The organism is Variovorax sp. R-27 (assembly GCF_049913215.1).
GTDB lineage: Bacteria > Pseudomonadota > Gammaproteobacteria > Burkholderiales > Burkholderiaceae_C > Variovorax.
Genome location: NZ_CP183984.1, coordinates 5084388 through 5100504 on the forward strand (window position 1 = coordinate 5084388; position 16117 = coordinate 5100504).

Here is a 16117-nt window from a genome sequence, read left to right on the forward strand (position 1 = left end):
CCGCGAGACAACCCGACCATGCACTCGACCGGAACCCTGCGCGGCATCGCCGCGATGCTGTTGGCTTGCGCCTTCTTTGCCTGCATGGACGCGCTGCTCAAGAACCTGGCCGGGCACTACCCGCCGGTGCAGGTGATGGCACTGCGCGGTCTCACGGCTCTGCCCCTGGTGTGCCTGTACATCGCCTGGCGGCGCGAGGCAGCCGGCGTTTTCAGCCGCCGGCTGCGTTGGCGCCTGCACCTGCTGCGCACTGCGCTGAACATGACGATGCTCGTGCTCTTCGTCCATGGCCTGAAGACCCTGGGCCTGGCAGAGGCCTACACACTCACTTTCATCGCTCCGATGCTGATGGTGCTCATCGCCGTGCCGATGCTGGGCGAGTCGGTCCAGCCGCGGCACTGGATCGCGATCGGGCTGGGCTTCATCGGTGTCGTGATCGCACTGCGGCCTGAGCAGGGTGCCTTCCTCTCGGTGGGCGCTCTGGCGATTCTGGTGGCCGCAGTCTGCTATGCGCTGTCGAACATGCTGGGCCGGCTCATCAGCCGCACCGAATCGAGCGCCGCGCTGGTCTTCTGGACCACGGCCGGCATGGCAGTGGGCGGCGGTCTGCTGTCGGCGCCGCAATGGGTGCCAATCCAGGCTGAACACACGTGGGTGCTTGCGGGTTTGGCCATCAGCGGCTTTCTGGGCCAGATGGCTATCGCCGAGGCCTTCCGTCACGGCCAGGCCGCCGCCATCGCCCCCTTCGAATACAGCGCCCTGGCCTGGGCGCTTGTGCTGGACTGGGTGTTCTGGCAGGCCGCGCCCGACGCATGGACGCTGGGCGGCGGGGCATTGATCGTTGCGAGCGGACTGTGGCTGGCGCGAAGCGAGGCGCCAAAATCTGCTCGGCCAAAGAGGCAGGCCACCTGATCCGCGGCGAAGCGGGCGTGCGAAGCCGCATCGGGCAGACAAGATCAACGGCTCAGGGCGCCAGCGTGAGCTTGAAGATCTGGTTGCCGTTGGATGCGCCCACGTAGATGGTCCCGTCGCTGGCGACCGCCACACCAATCGGAAAATTGAACCTCATCGCCGCGCCGGTGCTGTCCCGCAGTGTGCTGATCTCGCCCGCAGGCGTGACCACTCGCGCCACGCCATCCCAGGCATGCGTCAGGAACACGTTGTCATGTGCATCCACCGTTACGCCGTAGGAATAGCCGAGCTTGGCCGGCGTGGCGGCCGTTCCGTCGACCACATTGGAAACAGCGTTGCCGTTGCAATCGCCCAGCAGCGTGCTCACTGTGGCGCTGGCCACATCGATCTTGCGCAAGCATGTGCCGTCGGTGTCCGTGTCGTACAGCGTGCTGCCATCGCGGCTGATCGCCAGGCCCTGCGGGCGCGCCATCTGGGCGGCCGTGCCGACTCCGTCGAGGTAGGCCTGCGTGCCGTCTCCGGCGAGCGTGCTCGTGGTGCCATCGGCAGCGACCTTGCGCACGCGCTTGTTTTCCAGGTCTGCCACGAACAGGTTGCCTGCGCTGTCCAGCGCAATGCCGGCGGGGTCGTTGAACATTGCAGCGGCCGGGCTGTCGGCGTACCCGCTGGTGCCACTGCCCACCCAGGTGCTGTAGGTTGTGGCGTTGGGGGCGATCTTGTTGATGCGATGCTGGTCGCTCACGTACAGGGTACCGTCGGCGGCCAGTGCCAGGCCATACGGCGTGTTCATGGTCGTCCCCGGCGTTACTTCCGCGCCGCTGCCGCTGGCCGTGTCGATCCTGTAGACCGAACCATTGCCTCCCATGGCCACGTAGAGGTTCGCGCCGCTGGCATCCAGAACGAGTTGATAGGGACGGTTGTATGTCACCCCGGTGGTCGCCAGCACGTTGGCGACCCAGGGTTTGACCGTCAGCGTGGCGGCATGGCTGGTCACACTGCCATTGGGGCCCGTCACTTGCACGCGCAGCTGCTGGCCGCTGTCGGCCAGTTGATTGGCAGCTGTGGTGAAGCTGTCGCTGGTGGCGCCGGAAACATCGGTCCAGTTGGCACCGCCATCAACGCTGCGCTGCCACTGGTAGGTCGTGGCACGCACAGCCTGTACCTTCAACATGGCGGTCACGCCCTGGCCAATGGTGGTATCCGATGGCTGTGTCGTGATGGAGGGCGCGGTGTCTTCCTGCGTCGGTGCCGGCGTCTGCGTTCCCTGAGGAACAGGAGCAGGTGCAGGAGCGACAGCGAAGCCGGGGAAGCCACCGCCTCCGCCCCCACCGCCGCCGCAGGCGGCCAGCACGAGGTTCATCATCAGCAGCGCGGCAGGTGCACGCCATGCGCGGGAAACGGTACGAGTGGTATTCATGATGGGCCTTCCTTTTTTCAAGTGGAGTGAACGAGAAGGCCTCCACGGTAGGGTCGGCAACGCCTGCGATCTAGTGTCGAAGGTCATCGCCGAGCAGCAAAAAAAGATGCTCAGGAGCGCATGCAAGCGTGCGTCGTATCGTGCCGCGTCAGCGATGCAAGGGCCTGCAGCAGCCTGTCGGCAGCCACCGGCTTGAGTAGCACCTGCAACCCGGAGTCGAGCATCTGCCGCTGTCGTTGCGGCGCGGTTTCCCCGGTGATCAACAGTACCTGCAAGCCAGGGCTGAAGCGCGCGCTCAGTCGCTGCGCCGCGGCAAGTCCGTCGGCACCGTCGGCCAGCCGCACGTCGCACAACAGAACTTCGACAGGGGTACTCCCATGTGCGGCTTGCACCAGCACGGCCTCGGCTTCGGCCTCGCTGGCCACTGCATCGATGGTTACGCCGTGGGCCTGCAGCAGCCCGGTAACGGCCTGGCGGATCGCGGCTTCATCATCGATGAGCAGCACGCGCTGCGGCAATGGCGAGGCAGCGCCTGGGCATGCAGCGAGTGGCACGACACCCGAGGCGGTCACCGCCGGAAGCACCAGGCGAAAGCGACTGCCGTGATGCAGGCGCGAGCGCACCTGCAGCGGGTGCGCCAGCAGGCGTGAGAGCCGCTGCACGATGGACAGGCCGATGCCCAGTCCTTGTGCTCGATCGCGCCCCGGATTACCGATCTGGTAGAACTCGTCGAAGATGCGGCCGAGGTGCTCATCCGCGATGCCGATGCCGGTATCGCATACGTCGATCCACACCAGCGGACCGCGTGCGCGGGCAGCCACCACCACGCCGCCGCGCGTCGTGTACTTGAGCGCGTTGTCCACGAGATTGGACAGCAGCCGCTGCAACAGCTGCGGATCACTCAGCACCCAGCAAGGCGTGGCACGCAGCCGCAGTTGCAGATCCCGATCGGCCGCCTGCGCCACGAACACATTGTTGAGCGCGAGGAACAGCGGATTGAGCTCCACGGGTCGAATCTGCGGCGCCACCTCGCCGGCATCAAGTCGCGAGATGTCCAGCAGGATGTCGAGCGAATCGCCGAGCGTTCCGACCGCGTCCATCAACCGCACCGCGTGATTCCATTCCTCGGTGCCCTTGAGCTTCTTTTCAATGACGGCTCCGAACAATGCGATGGCGTGCAGAGGCTGTCGCAGATCGTGGCTCGCCGCGGCAAGAAAGCGCGTCTTCTCCTCGCTGACACGCTGGGTTGCGGCAATCTGATGGCTCAGCTGCTCGGCCAACGCCTCCTTTTCGAAACGCATGGTAAGCGCCGCTGTCAGCAGCCGATGATGCTGCAGCGCGAACATGATCATGACGCACATGTACAGCAGGCAGCCGGTGGCCAGGAACAGGTGCGTGCTATCGCCGCGCCAGGCCAGCGCCAAGGTCAGGCTCGCCATGCTGGGCACGATGAAGCGTGGAATGTTGCGCTTGAGAACCGCCAGCGACAGTGCTCCGCCGGCGCAGCCGCCCATCATCATCACGATGACCATGACCCAGAGCCCCAGGTTGCGCCCCGGCGGAACGCACAGCCACGGCGCCAGGCCCCAGACACAGGAGCGCAGCAGCACGTTGCGCGCATTGAAGCGTGCCCAGTACTCGGGATGGGCGGCAGCATCAGGACTGCGCTGGTAGCGCCGATAGGCTCGTCGCAGCGTTAACGCCAGGTGCAGCGCCATCCACAGCAGGACTTGCCAGCGCCACGTGGCCACGAACAGGCCGATGCCCAGCGACTGTGCCGTGAGGAAGTCCGCGAGATAGGCTGCCGGCGCGTTGGCATGGACCGCGGCCACCTGTTCGCGCAGCACCCGCTCGGCCAACTCGGGCGGATGCAAGTCATTCATTGCAGGCATGCGGGGCATCGCCACGTCGAAGGCCGCATGGCGCGGAGGGCTCACTTCAGACTGCTGATGAGCTGGGCTCGCGAGCGCACCCCGAACAGCAACAACAGGGTAGACACATGGTTCTTGACCGTGCCCTCGGTCAGGTGCGACAGCTGTGCGATCTCTTTGTTCGACTTGCCGGCCAGCAGCCAGTCGAGGATTTCGACCTGGCGCACATTGAGCTGCGGCTGCAACTCAGTCGTCGCCGTCGCCGGCGTCGTGCGGACAGCGACAGGGGCCGTGGACGGCGAGGCTGGCAGAGCGACCAGATCGTTGTCCCTCACGTAGCGCAACACCTCGCCCAGGTGACCTGTCTTGGGAAGAAAGGCCTGCGCCCCGAGCGCCATCACCCCTTGCATCAACGCATGGCTGTCCTTGCCCGATAGCACGACCACGCGCGATGCAGGAAAGGCGCGCCTGAAACGCACCAGGGTATCCAGCCCCTGGGAGTCGGGCAGATCGAGATCGAGCAGCACCAGAAGATGCGACGTGAGATGAAACTCGTACAAGCGCAATGCGTCGGCCAGGGAGCGTGCCTCGTACACCGGCACGCTGCCGGTCTCCGCAAGCAGCAGCGCCCTCAGGCCCAGGCGCACCAGCTCGTGGTCGTCGACCACCAGGATGCCCCGCGCCGGTATGGCAATGCTGGCCTCGCTACGCAACGGCGCGGCATGCAGCGGCAGGGGGGTGGCAGTAGCCATGGTCCGGGCATCTTAGTGCGGATGGCTGCGAACCTGAAATGACCAAAGTCATGAGATCCACGGCTCTGCCATGAGCAACATCTGCCATCGGTAGGAGGTTCGGGCTTCACAACATCGCGCGACGTTTCCCATATCGACACCATCCTGCATCTTTGGATGGAACGCCTTAAGCAGCAGGGCGGTATTGAAATCACGCATGTTTCCACCGGAGAGCCACACAGGTCCTGATCGAACTGATGAGCGATCAAGCCGCTCTCTCGTTGCTCACTACCGGTTCGGTTCGGCGCTGACGCTCGTGACGCAGAGGTTCAATTGCCGCGCAAATAGAGAAAGGCATAGGCAGAAGGGCATATGCCTTCGGGACATCTCGTTGCAGGGCGTATTAAGCAATCGGCCCGCAGACCGGCATCTCTCTCGTTGCCGTCGGGGTACTCAATACGCCAGCGGTTTGGACGGCATTCCCACCGAAGCTCAAGGCGAGCCGCTCGTACTCGCTACTTGGACCACGCGGCTTGTCTGCTCGGAGCGTGTCGGCAGCTCGAACCGCGGCTTGCCAAGCACTTGAGTCGCCACCCGCGATGCGAACGCCGTATCAAGAAACGCACGCCGAAGCACGACAGCTTGTTGAACAGCCCGGGCACAACCGTGCGCTTTCCGCGCAACATCGCGCGGCAGCTAAATCATCTGCACCACGACCTTGCCCTTGGCGCGCCCACTGTCTACGTAGGCCAGAGCTTTGTGGGTGTCCTGAAACGGGAATACTTTGTCGACGACCGGACGGATCGCACCAGATTCGACGAGGGCGGTGATCTCGCGCAACTGCGCCCCATCGGCCCGCATGAAGACGAAGGTGTATTCACCCCCGATCTTTTTTGCCTTCTTCCTGATGCCGAAACTCAGCAGGCGCAGCACCTGCTGGAGCGGCCAAGCCAGTCCTCGCGCGACGGCGAACGTCGGGGTCGGTGGCCCGGAGATGGAGATGAGATGCCCGCCCGGCTTGAGAACCTGGAGGGATTTGTTCAGCTCGTTGGTGCCGAGGCTGTTCAGCACCACGTCGTAGCCGCGAAGCACCGTGGCGAAGTCCTGCTGCTTGTAGTCGATGACGACGTCCGCGCCCAAGGCCTTCACCCAGCCGATGTTGGCCGTACTGGTGGTCGTGGCCACGAACGCGCCGAGGTGCTTGGCAAGCTGGATGGCGATGGTGCCGACGCCGCCGGAGCCGGCATGGATCAGCACCTTCTGCCCCTTCTTCAGCTTGGCAGTTTCGACCAGCACCTGCCAGGCCGTCAGGGCCGCCAGAGGAACGGAGGCGGCCTCGACCATGCTGAGATTCGCGGGCTTCAGCGCCAGCGACGACTCCTTGACGGCAATGAACTCGGCGAAGGTGCCGATGCGATCGTCGTCAGGGCGTGCATAGACCTCATCACCGGGCTTGAAGTTGCGAACGCGAGCGCCGACCCGCACGACCGTTCCGGCCATGTCGTTGCCCAGGATCAGGGGGAGGCGGTAGGGAAGAATCAGCTTGAATTCACCGCTCTTGGTCTTCGTGTCCAGGGGGTTGATGCTCGCCGCGTGGATCCGGATCAGGACGTCATCGTCCCGGACCTCGGGGTCGGGCATTTCGCCGATGCGGCCAACTTCTTTCTTTCCATAGCGATCGATGATGAAAGCTTTCATGGGGTACTTTTTTCAGTCATTGAGGAAGGCCAGCGCCTTGGGCACGAACTCGCCGTGGTACTGGAAGATCCCGCCATGTCCGGCGTCCTTGTAGATGACCAGTTGTGAGCCAGGAATGCGACGCGCCATGTCATGACTGTTCACGGTGGGCACCATGATGTCGTTGTCGCCATTGGCGATCAGCACAGGGATGCGGATGCCGCCCAGATCCTGCGGCGCCTGCTGGCCCCAGGCCTTGATTGCCTTCAACTGTCGCAGGAAGGCACTGGGCGTCGGCCCGTTGTCCCGATCCGTCTTGCGTTCCCTCAGTCGCTCCAGGAAGGCTTTGGCGGCTTGACGACCATTGGCCGTGGAGGTGAAGAACAGGTAGGTCTTCGGATCGCGCAGTGTCAACAAGCCTTTGACCATCAGCGGCCAGGAGACCGCCCCTACCTGGTCGATGCCTTTGCCGCCCGCCGGCCCCGTACCGGTCAGGATGAGCCGGCGCACCAGGCCGGGGGCTTTCAGCACAATGTCCTGCGCCACGAATCCTCCGAGGGAGAAGCCAAGCAGATCGACCTTCTCGAAACCCAGCGTGTGGATCAGTGCGATCGCATCCCGTGCCATCGCGTCGATGGTCACAGGTGCCGTTCCGCCCGAAGCGCCAATTCCCCGGTAGTCGATGGCGATGATGCGATGCCTGCGGGAAAGCCCATCGACGATACGCGGGTCGAAATTGTCGAGTACCGCGCCCCAGTGGTTGAGCAGAACCAGCGGCACGCCACTGCGCGGCCCGAGGTCACGGTACGCGAATGCAGTCCCGTCGACATCGATCGATCGGGTGGCGGTGTCGATGTAGGGCATGCTCGATCCTGGATGCCGGTCGGTAGGGGTCATCGTCATCGTGTTGGCGGTCAGGCGTTCACATCGACGATGGTGCGCCCCTGAACCTTCCCTGCGAGGACTTGACTGGCGACATCAGGCACCTCCGCGAGGCCAATCACCTTGGTGGTCCGTGCAAGCTTTTCCAGATCCAGGTCGCTGGCCAGACGCGACCACGCCTGCAGCCGCACAGGCTGCGGCGCATTGACCGAGTCGATACCTGCGAGGGTGATGTTGCGCAGGATGAAGGGCAGAACCGATGCCGGCAGATCCGCGCCCTGTGCGAGGCCGAAAGCCGCGACCACCCCGCGATACCGGGTCTGCGCCAGGACGTTCGCCAGCGTATGGCTGCCGACCGAATCGATGGCCCCGGCCCACCGCTCCTTGGCGATCGGTGCGCCCGCTTCGGACAGGGTGTGGCGGTCGATGACGTCCGCCGCGCCCAGCGCACGCAGGTAGACGGCTTCGTCGAGTCGGCCGGTCGATGCGATCACGCGATAGCCCAGGCCCGACAGCAATGCGATGGCCACAGAGCCGGCACCGCCATTGGCGCCGGTCACCAGGATGTCTCCCCGCTCGGGCGCCAGGCCCCCATGCTCCAGTGCGAGCACGGCCAACATGGCGGTGAACCCGGCGGTGCCGATGGCCATGGCATCCCGGGTCGAAAAGACCTCCGGGATCTTGACCAGCCAATCACCGCTCACTCGCGCCTTCTGTGCGAAGCCGCCGTGGTGCGTCTGGCTCAGTCCCCAGCCGGTCGCCAGCACACGGTCGCCGGCGACGAGGCCGGGGTAGGTCGACGACTCGACGACACCGGCAAAGTCGATGCCCGGAATCAGCGGAAACTGGCGAATGACCGGTGACCGGCCACTGAGCGCCATCGCGTCCTTGTAGTTCACCGTCGAGTACTCGATCGCGACGGTGACGTCACCCGGCATCAGATCTTCGTCCTTGAAGTCGACCAGGCTGCTTGAAATGGTGTCGCCGGTCTTGCTGGCGAGCAGTGCCTTGAATGTCATGTGCCGTCCCTTCCGCTCTGGGGCTTTTGCGGTTTCAGGCTGCGGCTCGATAGCGCTCTGCCACATGCGCCTGCCGGATGTCCGCGATCAAGGTCTGCCGTGCCGCGTTCAGCACCTCCCAGCGCGCGCCATCATGCAGCGGCGGGATGGTCACGAGTTCGCGGCGGTCGAATCCGACCAGTGCGGCATCTACCAGTTCTTCCACTCCCATCAGATCAGGCATCGCGCTGCTGTCGATGCCCGCACGCTCCCAGATCTCGGTACGGGTTCCGGCTGGCAACACCGCCTGCACGTAGACACCCTTGGGCGTCAACTCCAGGCTCAGCCCCTGGGATAGGAACAGCACGAAGGCCTTGGTTGCACCGTAGACCGACATGCCGAACTCGGGCGCCAGGCCGACCACCGAGCCGATGTTGACGATCGCGCCCTTGCCGGCCTGCGCCAGGCGCGGGGCGACGGCGCTCGCCAGCCTTACGAGTGCGGTGGTGTTGAGGCTGACCAGGCGGGCGACATCGTCTGTCGATTGGTCGATGAAGTGACCGGACAGTGCAGCCCCGGCGTTGTTGATCAGGGTTTCGATCTTGGTGTCCTCGCGCAGGCGCGTCTCGACTGCGGCCAGATCGCCGGGCTGGGTCAGGTCGGCCGGGAGGGTATCGACGGCAGCGCCGGTTTCCTCGCGCAGCCGCGCAGCGAGCGTTTCCAGCCGCGCCTTGTCGCGTGCCACCAGCACAAGGTCGTGGCCGCGGCGTGCGAAGCGGTCGGCATAGATGGCGCCAATGCCGGTCGAGGCGCCCGTGATGAGAACAGTGGAATGGGATGTCATGTGTTTTCTCTTGATCGAAAAGGTCGTTGGTCAGGCAGAAAAAGGGGATGCGGGCGGCATCACTCCTTCAGGAACTGGATCGCGTGTTGCCCCAGCGGCTAGAGGCGAATTTGTCGCCATCCACCTCGAAGAAGGGGGGGCAGTCAGGTGGGTATCGCTCATTTCCAGAAGCCTTTCGAGGTGAGTTGGCTTAATGATGTCGATTGTCATCTTTGCTGTCAAGGGGTTTGATGATGATTAACATCAATGTATATTCATGACTTCACTGATGGCACATCTAGAGAGATCCTGGACATGAAGGTCACCAAAGCGCAGGCCCAGGCGAACCGGGCACACATCGTCGAGACGGCCTCCACGCTGTTTCGCGAGCGAGGCTATGACGGGGTGGGGATTGCGGACTTGATGGCGGGCGCAGGGTTCACCCATGGTGGCTTCTACAAGCACTTCGGGTCCAAGGCCGACCTGATGGCAGAAGCGGCAACATGCGGTTTTGCGCAGACGGCGGCCAAGGCCGAAGGCGTCGATGCGATGGAGTTCGTCAAGCACTACTTGTCCCGTGAGCACCGCGATGCTCCTGGTGACGGTTGCACGATGGCCGCACTATGCGGAGATGCCGCGCGTCAGACGGAGTCGATCAAGACGGCTTTTGCGGCCGGCGTTGAAAGCTTGCTGGCGAACCTGGCAAACCAGTGCGGCGCGACAGAGGAAGGCGATCAGTGCGGCGACGCGCGTGCCAAGCGGATCGACGTCATTGCACAGGTAATCGGCGCAATAGTGCTGTCACGGGCGTGTCCTGACGACTCACCACTCGCCGATGAAATTCTGGATGTCTGCCGCACTGCAGTCCTGTCGAGGCTTTCCTCGCCGACCCTTGGCTCCTCCCTTGCCTAGATCAGCCAGTCCAGTTTCTTGCACACGCTGAAAGATGACCGCTTTGCGGATTTCGACGTTTCCGCTGACCGTTAACCCGCCAAGACCATCCCCATCGGAACTCACTCGCAGAGCTTGATCCAGCGTTCAAGTCGCCCCACCACACGCGGAGTATTGAGCCGGGCAATCGACCCTTCCATGTCCTCGGCGCCTTCGCTCTGGCACAGCAGTACAACCTCTTCACGCACCGCGCCAGTACCAAAGAACCCTTCGCGATCAAGTTGTTCCATCGCAGCGACGCAGGCTTCGAAGAGGCCCGCGTGCAAGACGTCGAACTCAACACTGCAGGGCAAGTCGTTGCGGTGGCAGGGCAGAATCATGCGGTAGGCGATGTCGAGGAACTCGTCGCCCTCCGAATGGGGCCACTCGGCGGAGCACCAGATCTCGCTTTCGTCGTCCATGTCGCCGGGCTCGCCCAGCGCAAGAATGCCAGCGGCGTGGACGATGGTCATCGCGCTGTCGTCACTGCCGAGCGCGAAGAGGCGGATGGTTTCGTCGGGGTGGGCCGCGCGAATGGCCTGGAAGGCGCGGCGAGCACCATCGCGAATCTCGGCGGTGAGCAGGGGGAAGTCGATGCGAGCCGGGTCGTGTGTGCCCTGGCGCACCCGCTTGTAGCCCCGGGCCTCGATCTCGCTGCTGCGCTGCACGAGGGCGTCCTTCGCGGCCTGCGGACTGGCAAACTCGGCGACGCTGGAGCGCCCCATGGTTTTCACCTTGCCACTCGCGGCCCACAGTGAGCTGCCGAACTGGCGCAATTCGTGGAAGTCGGTGGGCACCTCGTTGTCGAAGCGGTAGAACAGTGACCATGTCATGGCGGCGAGAACTCCTTCTGGCGGGGCGCGGTGTCTCCTGAATTTGAACATCAGCTTGTGCGCAATCACGCTGCCCGTTCGACCCACTGGGCGCGCCAAGCGGGGGCGTCGAAGGGATCGGCAAAGTATTGAGTCTCGCGCGATACCTTTCCACCCCGGAACTCCATGATGCTCACGGTGAAGGCGCTCTTGCCCCCGTAGTCGATCGCATACTCGGTTACCCAGAGACTGCCCTCCCCCACGATCCGCCGGACCACAAACCCAGATGGCTTGCCGGGGTGATGGCTGCGAAGTGCCTGCAGGTTGTGCCGGCCGTGGATGACCTCGCCTGACTGCGGGTAGGTGCACACGGCATCGTCGTGATAGATCTCATGCTCGACGACCTGGTCGCCTGCGGCGGACGCAGCCCAATGTCTGTCGATAGCCGTCCGGATGTTCTGCTCTTCCATCATCGACCTCCATTGCGAGCCCGTTTGCTTGCGGCACCCCATTCTAGGTATTTACCCTTGCGTACCGATACGTAGCCGCCCGGCGGCAGGCTACGGACGACAGCCCGACGGCGGCCGGACAGACTCGGCGGGACGGCTTCGCGCGGCTTTGCGGCGGGCCGCAGCAAGAGACAAGCAAGGACCCCTTTTCATGACCGCCATCGCAAGCAGTGCGACCGCCGGCGCCTCCAGCCCCGACGCGACCACCGCCAACAACACCCCGTACACCTTCGAAGAAAAGCGCAAGCGCATCTTCGCCATCTTTGCCGCCTCGTCCGGCAACCTGGTGGAGTGGTTCGACTTCTACGTCTACGCCTTCTGCGCCATCTACTTCGCGCCGGCGTTCTTCCCCAAGTCCGACCCCACGGTGCAGCTGCTGAACACCGCTGGCGTGTTCGCTGCCGGCTTCCTCATGCGCCCGATCGGCGGCTGGCTGTTCGGCCGCCTGGCTGACCGCAAGGGTCGCAAGACTTCGATGGTGACTTCGGTCGTCATGATGTGCGTGGGCTCGCTGGTCATCGCCTGCCTGCCGACCTATGCACAGATCGGCGCCGCTGCGCCCGCGCTGCTGCTGGCCGCACGGCTGCTGCAGGGCCTGTCGGTCGGTGGCGAATACGGCACCACAGCCACCTACATGAGCGAAGTGGCGATGCGCGGACAGCGCGGCTTCTTCTCGTCGTTCCAGTACGTCACGCTGATCGGCGGCCAATTGCTGGCGGTGGTTGTCGTGGTGGTGCTGCAGCAGGTGCTCGACGAGGCCGAGCTCAAGAGCTGGGGCTGGCGCATTCCGTTCGTCATCGGCGCCATCGCCGCCGTGGTCGCACTCATGCTGCGCCGCACGCTGACCGAAACCGCGAGCACCAAGACCCGTGCCGCCAAGGGCGCGGGCACGATGCGCGAGCTGTTCACGAACCATAAGCGCGCCTTCTTCGTGGTGCTGGGCTACACGGCCGGCGGCTCGCTGATCTTCTACACATTCACCACCTACATGCAGAAGTACCTGGTGAACTCGGCCGGCATGTCGATCAAGACCGCAAGCAACGTGATGACGGCCTGCCTGTTCATCTACATGTGCATGCAGCCGCTGTTCGGCGCGCTGTCTGACCGCATCGGCCGACGCACCAACATGCTGCTGTTCGGCGCACTGGGCGCGCTGATGACGGTGCCGGTGCTGAGCAACCTGCAGAACGTGAGCAGCCCGCTGGTGGCCGGCATGCTGATCACGCTCGCGCTGGCGGTGGTGAGCTTCTACACCTCGATCAGCGGCATCGTGAAGGCCGAGATGTTCCCGCCCGAGATTCGTGCACTGGGCGTAGGCCTGTCGTACGCGGTGGGCAATGCCATCTTCGGCGGCAGCGCGGAATACGTGGCGCTGGGGCTGAAGTCGATCGGGCACGAGTCGTACTTCTACTGGTACGTGACAGGAATGATGGGGGTGGCCTTCCTTGTCAGCCTGCTGCTGCCGAAGCAGGCCACGTACCTGCATCACGACAAGTAGAGAGAGAGCGACAACGCGGGACGGACCTTCGGAGAAGAAGAAGCTCTCCAGGGTCTGCGGAGCCACCAGGAAACATGAGGGCAAAGCCATGTCGAGACGGACGGTCCACAACGCAACCATCACCCTGAAGCTGCCGTTCGACATGGACACCGGCGCGAAGGTCACAGCCTTGCGAGCCGCCGGCATCCCGGTCGACGCGGAGGGCAATGAGCTGTAGGGCTTTCTCTTCATTCGATCCAGCGATGGGCTGAAAAGCCGGAGCAACATCTTCCGATGGTTCGCCAGCGAGGTGGTGGGGCATGACCAGCGGCGTGATGTTGTCAGTGCGCCGCCTCAAGACGAACGCAGCGTCGCACCTTCAAGCAACATGCTCGATCTCTGGCTCGCCCACTCCCTTCAAGACTCCATTAACTGCCACGGGCCCGCGTTGCAGTACGAGCCGGACAACCTGCCGACCGCAGATCGGATGTAGCCGTTGCTGTTGCCGGGACACCGAAGCCACATGCTCTACAAAAGGCCTGCGTCCTGGCCCGCGCGCGCCAGGCGTGCCGCCCGGTCGGAAAACAGCGGCGCATCGGAATAGCGTAGCGTCCCGTGTACACGGGTCTCGTCGAGTTCCAGCCGGTGCACCGCGTCACGGAGCTGAAGAACATCGGCATCGTGCTCTCCGTACAGGGCCTGCATTCGCACCAGGAGGTGCTGCAGGCGAGCTTGGTCCTTACTCATCGCGTCGTCCTTCCTTACAAGATGGGGAAGCCGCCAGCGGGATGGAACTGCCACCCTGCGCCAAGCTCGACTCTATAGGTCAACAGTGGGCAAGGTCCGGGTCATTTTTGTTTCGAAGCGCAACTCGCTGCTGTCGCCCGTGCCTCTCAAGAGAAATACGCGTCACGGCGCGGCGCTTGATCGACCAGGAACAACTGTCTTCGGTATCGGGCCATGCACCTGCCGGTTGCGGCCTTTGCGCCTTCCTGCCTCTGATATCCGGCACACGGCGTGGGTATGCATACTGCGCCCATGCTCGCGCCGCCCCTGATATCGCACCTTCGACCCACCCGCTGGGTGGGTGCCTTCCTGGCGTTCACAAGCCTGTCCGTGCATGCAGAACCTGTTGCGGATTTCTTTCGCATGCTGGGCTGGTCTGCAGTCATGGGCTTGGGTCAGCTGGTGGCCTGGGCCTTGGGGTTGGCGTTTATCTTCCTGATGACGTTCCTCGTACCCGGAGCAATCCTGCGGGCACTGGTGCGCGCCCCGCTGCTCTGGGCTCTATGCCTGCTGATGGTGCCTCGCTGGCGCGTGGGGCCATGGGGCTGGAGCAGCGTCCTGCTGGGCCTGGCAACCGCCGCTTTGGCTGCCTGGCTTATCGAGCGCCGCTGGAATGACGACGACGTGGATCTCGACCTTACTTGACACATCAGGATCAATCGATGGGTTTGCTTCGCAGGGCAATTGCGCTTGTCATCTTCCTCGGCGCGACTTACAGCGCGATCGAGATGCGTTCGGGCAGTAGCTCTGCGCTGGGAGGGATCTTCCTCATCCCCGCAGTGCTTGTCGCCTTCTTCGCGCTCGTCGTCGTCATATTCAACCTCCCGATCCTGGGAAGTGTCCGATTCGAGGACAGCGGTTTTGAGAACACCGTGCTGTCGCCGTGGCAGTTGAAGGCCTTCGGCATTTTTCTGGCTCTCCTCTTCGGGGGAGCACCTGTCTACATTGCCGTTCGAGGCCTTTTCAAAGGCGTCATTTCCGCGCCATGGGGAGCACCGGACATCGTGCTGGCACAGGCGCCGCTTCGCTTTGTGCTTGCCTGCGTCGTCTTTGCCGGAGCAGGCGTGCTGCTCGCAGTGCTGATCGTGAAGGGAATCTGGCGAGCCAGTGCTCCGTCTCGTTGATTCGGCTGTCTTGCGCTGAACTCGACCCGATGGCTCATTGCGTCTTCCTGCCCAAGGGGAACAAACCGATGGACCAGAAGACATGTCCAGAAACGACGGGACAGATTGACTTCTGTGAAGTTTGGGACGCGAGAGGTCGAGAAAAGCGATTCTTTGAGATCATGTAGCGACGGCCTGCGAAGGTAAGTGCCTCAGTGCGGATCGGAAGCCTCGTAGACCACCACTGCAGCGGCCAAGTCCTCCAGCGCGGTACCCACAGCCTTGAAGACGGTCCGCCCGTCACTTTCGGCTCGTCCCTGAATCCTGCCCGCGGCCAGATCGGCCAACTCTCCCGCTACATCTGCGGCGGCGAACACGCCGCGCGACATGGGCCCGAGCAGTTCGCCGCTCTTGTGCAACGCTTCTTGCGTATCGACAAACAGGCGTGCGCCAGCAAAGCAGGCATCGTCGGCTTCGCGCATCTGCGGCGTGAAGCTGCCGATCAGGTCGAGGTGGCTGCGCGGCCGCAGCCACGCGCCCTGCACCAGTGGCTGCGTGGCGAGCGTGGCACAGCTCACGACGTCGACATCGTTCACCGCCTTGGCGAGGTCCGGCGCGACGGCCGCCTCGATGTTCTGCGCGCACAGCCGCGCAGCGAGTGCCTTCGCCGCAGATTCGTCGCGGTCCCACACCACCACTCGTTCGATGGGAAGCACGGCACGGTAGGCCTCGGGAACAAGACTGCCGACACGCCCGCAGCCGACGACCAGCAGACTGCGCGCACCCGCAGGCGCGAGATAGGACGCGGCCAGGGCCGATGCGGCAGCGGTGCGCCGCGAAGTGATCTCGTTGCCGTCGATCTGCGCCAGTGGCTCGCCGGTGCTTGCGTCGTACAGCACATAGGTCGAGAACAGTCCGGGCAGGCCGCGCTGCGCGTTGTCCGGGAAGATGGTCACGGTCTTGATGCCCAGGTAGCGGTCGCGCTGCCACGCCGGCATGACCAGCACGGTGCGGGGCGGGTCGTCCGCCCCGGCCTGGAGCGAATGCGTGTGCCGCAACGGCACCTCGCAGCCAGCGACGAACATCTCCCGAAGCGCCGGGATCAGGCGTTCGAAAGGCAGCGCACGGCGGGTGCTTTCCGTATCGATGATTTTCATAGGGTTGCGGATGGAATCAAGTGGATGGAAGT

17 protein-coding genes are annotated in these 16117 nt (G+C 63.9%); 6 read left to right on the forward strand and 11 right to left on the reverse strand.

Annotated elements, in window-relative coordinates; translation table 11 throughout:
- Positions 1-18 precede the first annotated feature (18 nt).
- Positions 19-912, forward strand: coding sequence for a DMT family transporter (locus tag ACN9MV_RS23795; protein WP_097198472.1), 894 nt, complete (start codon positions 19-21; stop codon positions 910-912).
- A 52-nt stretch (positions 913-964) separates the two neighbouring features.
- On the opposite strand, the gene ACN9MV_RS23800 is transcribed toward ACN9MV_RS23795, so the two are convergent.
- From ACN9MV_RS23800 to ACN9MV_RS23830, 7 genes are all read right to left on the reverse strand, one after another.
- Complete coding sequence (locus tag ACN9MV_RS23800; protein WP_426389777.1) at positions 965-2329, reverse strand: hypothetical protein; 1365 nt, start codon at positions 2327-2329, stop codon at positions 965-967.
- 110 nt (positions 2330-2439) lie between these two features.
- Positions 2440-4230 carry an ATP-binding protein gene (locus tag ACN9MV_RS23805; protein WP_426393195.1) on the reverse strand — a complete coding sequence of 597 codons (1791 nt, stop codon included), beginning with the start codon at positions 4228-4230 and terminating at the stop codon, positions 2440-2442.
- Between the two features lie 32 nt (positions 4231-4262).
- The gene (locus ACN9MV_RS23810) at positions 4263-4952 is read right to left on the reverse strand and encodes a response regulator (RefSeq protein WP_426389779.1); all 690 of its coding nucleotides are present in this window, start codon (positions 4950-4952) and stop codon (positions 4263-4265) included.
- A 675-nt stretch (positions 4953-5627) separates the two neighbouring features.
- The gene (locus tag ACN9MV_RS23815; protein ID WP_426389781.1) at positions 5628-6629 is read right to left on the reverse strand and encodes an NADP-dependent oxidoreductase; all 1002 of its coding nucleotides are present in this window, start codon (positions 6627-6629) and stop codon (positions 5628-5630) included.
- A gap of 12 nt (positions 6630-6641) precedes the next feature.
- The gene (locus tag ACN9MV_RS23820; protein WP_426389783.1) at positions 6642-7472 is read right to left on the reverse strand and encodes an alpha/beta fold hydrolase; all 831 of its coding nucleotides are present in this window, start codon (positions 7470-7472) and stop codon (positions 6642-6644) included.
- 50 nt (positions 7473-7522) lie between these two features.
- Entirely contained in the window at positions 7523-8509 is a 987-nt protein-coding gene (locus tag ACN9MV_RS23825) for an MDR family oxidoreductase (protein ID WP_426389784.1), read from the reverse strand.
- Between the two features lie 34 nt (positions 8510-8543).
- Positions 8544-9332, reverse strand: a complete 789-nt coding sequence (locus ACN9MV_RS23830; protein ID WP_426389786.1) for an SDR family NAD(P)-dependent oxidoreductase — start codon at positions 9330-9332, stop codon at positions 8544-8546.
- Between the two features lie 294 nt (positions 9333-9626).
- Here ACN9MV_RS23830 and ACN9MV_RS23835 point away from each other — a divergent pair, with 294 nt between their 5' ends.
- Positions 9627-10223 carry a TetR/AcrR family transcriptional regulator gene (locus ACN9MV_RS23835; RefSeq protein WP_176928943.1) on the forward strand — a complete coding sequence of 199 codons (597 nt, stop codon included), beginning with the start codon at positions 9627-9629 and terminating at the stop codon, positions 10221-10223.
- A gap of 101 nt (positions 10224-10324) precedes the next feature.
- Here ACN9MV_RS23835 and ACN9MV_RS23840 read toward each other — a convergent pair whose 3' ends face one another.
- On the reverse strand, positions 10325-11143 hold the full coding sequence (locus tag ACN9MV_RS23840; RefSeq protein WP_426389788.1) for a DUF4303 domain-containing protein: 819 nt from the start codon (positions 11141-11143) through the stop codon (positions 10325-10327).
- A complete protein-coding gene (locus ACN9MV_RS23845) occupies positions 11140-11523 on the reverse strand; it encodes a nuclear transport factor 2 family protein (protein ID WP_426389790.1) in 384 nt (127 codons plus the stop codon). Before ACN9MV_RS23845 ends, ACN9MV_RS23840 begins: the two co-directional genes overlap by 4 nt.
- Before the next feature lie 190 nt (positions 11524-11713).
- On the opposite strand from ACN9MV_RS23845, the gene ACN9MV_RS23850 reads away from it, so the two are divergent.
- Both ACN9MV_RS23850 and ACN9MV_RS23855 read left to right on the forward strand, forming a co-directional pair.
- A complete protein-coding gene (locus ACN9MV_RS23850; protein ID WP_426389791.1) occupies positions 11714-13060 on the forward strand; it encodes an MFS family transporter in 1347 nt (448 codons plus the stop codon).
- Positions 13061-13148: 88 nt separating this feature from the next.
- Positions 13149-13277 carry a hypothetical protein gene (locus ACN9MV_RS23855; RefSeq protein WP_426389792.1) on the forward strand — a complete coding sequence of 43 codons (129 nt, stop codon included), beginning with the start codon at positions 13149-13151 and terminating at the stop codon, positions 13275-13277.
- A 290-nt stretch (positions 13278-13567) separates the two neighbouring features.
- On the opposite strand, the gene ACN9MV_RS23860 is transcribed toward ACN9MV_RS23855, so the two are convergent.
- Positions 13568-13786 (reverse strand): hypothetical protein, encoded by a 219-nt coding sequence (locus ACN9MV_RS23860; RefSeq protein ID WP_426389794.1) that lies wholly within the window; start codon positions 13784-13786, stop codon positions 13568-13570.
- Between the two features lie 291 nt (positions 13787-14077).
- Between ACN9MV_RS23860 and ACN9MV_RS23865 the strand changes: the two genes are divergently transcribed.
- Positions 14078-14470, forward strand: coding sequence for a hypothetical protein (locus ACN9MV_RS23865; RefSeq protein WP_426389795.1), 393 nt, complete (start codon positions 14078-14080; stop codon positions 14468-14470).
- 17 nt (positions 14471-14487) lie between these two features.
- Positions 14488-14949 (forward strand): hypothetical protein, encoded by a 462-nt coding sequence (locus ACN9MV_RS23870; protein WP_426389797.1) that lies wholly within the window; start codon positions 14488-14490, stop codon positions 14947-14949.
- Between the two features lie 191 nt (positions 14950-15140).
- Here ACN9MV_RS23870 and ACN9MV_RS23875 read toward each other — a convergent pair whose 3' ends face one another.
- Positions 15141-16085: an ornithine cyclodeaminase family protein gene (locus tag ACN9MV_RS23875; RefSeq protein WP_426389798.1), complete on the reverse strand. Its 945-nt coding sequence runs from the start codon at positions 16083-16085 to the stop codon at positions 15141-15143.
- Between the last annotated feature and the right edge of the window lie 32 nt (positions 16086-16117).